This is a genomic window from Jatrophihabitans lederbergiae (assembly GCF_031845305.1).
Lineage (GTDB): Bacteria > Actinomycetota > Actinomycetes > Mycobacteriales > Jatrophihabitantaceae > Jatrophihabitans_A > Jatrophihabitans_A lederbergiae.
Map to the genome: position 1 here is coordinate 1 of NZ_JAVREH010000158.1, position 1,460 is coordinate 1,460.

Sequence of the window (1,460 nt, forward strand, 5' to 3'; positions counted from 1 at the left end):
GTCAGCGGTGCCCGGCCGTTCTGCACCCCCGACGGAGTCGGGGCGGTACTGGCGGTGTTCTGGTCCGGACCGGGTTACCACGGCAGCATCAGCCGGGTCGTGAGCATCAACCAGGCCGCACCGGCGCGACCGTTCATCAGCGCCTATCACGGAGTCGCGGTGCAGGCGGCGAAGTTCGGTGCGGACTACTCCGCGGCCCAGGTCGTGCCGATCCGCGGTGACGCCCCGTCGGACCCGGCGGTCCCGGCTGACGCGGTGACCGCGTCCGGGTCGGGTTTGGATTCCGAGATCAGCCCGGCCTACGCGAGGATTCAGGAAGCTGTAGTCGCCAGAACCCGCGGTATCACCGTGGCGCAGGTTGCCGCCGTGGTCGCCACATACTCCGGGGGCCGCTACCTCGGGTTCATGGGTGAGGCCACAGTCAACGTCCTACGACTCAATCTCGCGTTGGATACCGCCTACCCTTACAAAGCCAAGTAATGCGACCCGGTTGATGAAACGGCCACGAAGCGGCCCGGGGGAGATACCGTGACCGAACGCGGCCAGTTGCGCGTCTACCTCGGTGCCGCCCCGGGCGTCGGCAAGACCTACGCCATGCTCGATGAAGGCCACCGCCGCGCCGAACGCGGCACCGACGTCGTGATCGCGTTCGTGGAAACCCACGCCCGCCCCCACACCGCAGCCAAGGTCGGTGACCTAGAAGTTGTGCCACGGCGCGCCATCACCTACCGCGGCGCCCAGTTCACCGAGATGGACCTGCAGGCCGTCCTGGAACGCGCGCCCGACGTGGCGTTGGTCGACGAGCTCGCACACACCAACATCCCCAGCGTCCAACACGACAAACGCTGGCAAGACATCGAAGCACTCCTCGAGGCCGGCATCGATGTCATCTCCACCGTCAACGTGCAACACCTGGAATCCCTCAACGACGTCGTCGAGGCCATCACCGGCGTCCCGCAACGCGAAACCGTCCCCGACTCCGTCGTGCGGGCCGCCGAGCAGGTCGAACTGGTCGACATGACCCCCGAAGCGCTACGCCGGCGAATGGCCCACGGCAACATTTACCAGCCCGACAAGGTCGACGCTGCCCTCAGCAACTACTTCCGGCCCGGCAACCTGAGCGCTCTACGGGAACTCGCGCTGCTGTGGCTGGCCGACAGTGTCGATGAAGGCATTCAGCGCTACCGCGAGACACACGGCATCGCCACAACCTGGGAAACCCGCGAACGCGTCGTCGTCGCCCTCACCGGAGGACCTGAGGGTGAGGTCCTGATCCGGCGCGGCGCCCGGATCGCCGCCCGGGCCACCGGGGGAGATCTGCTGGCCGTGCACATCGCCCGCAGCGACGGCCTGGCCGGGTCCAGCGTCGCCGAACTTGCCACCCAACGCGTGCTGGTCGAATCCCTGGGCGGCAGTTACCACTCCATCGTCGGTGACGACATCCCGGCCGCGGTGCTGAA

Annotated in this window: 1 protein-coding gene and 1 pseudogene; both read left to right on the forward strand. The window is 67.5% G+C overall.

Annotated features, from left to right (window positions below; translation table 11 throughout):
• Window positions 1-480: potassium-transporting ATPase subunit C (locus tag RM423_RS24700; RefSeq protein WP_311425689.1), on the forward strand; the 480-nt coding region annotated here is incomplete at its 5' end.
• Between the two features lie 48 nt (window positions 481-528).
• Window positions 529-1,460 (forward strand): annotated as a pseudogene (locus tag RM423_RS24705) (histidine kinase); the annotation flags it as partial.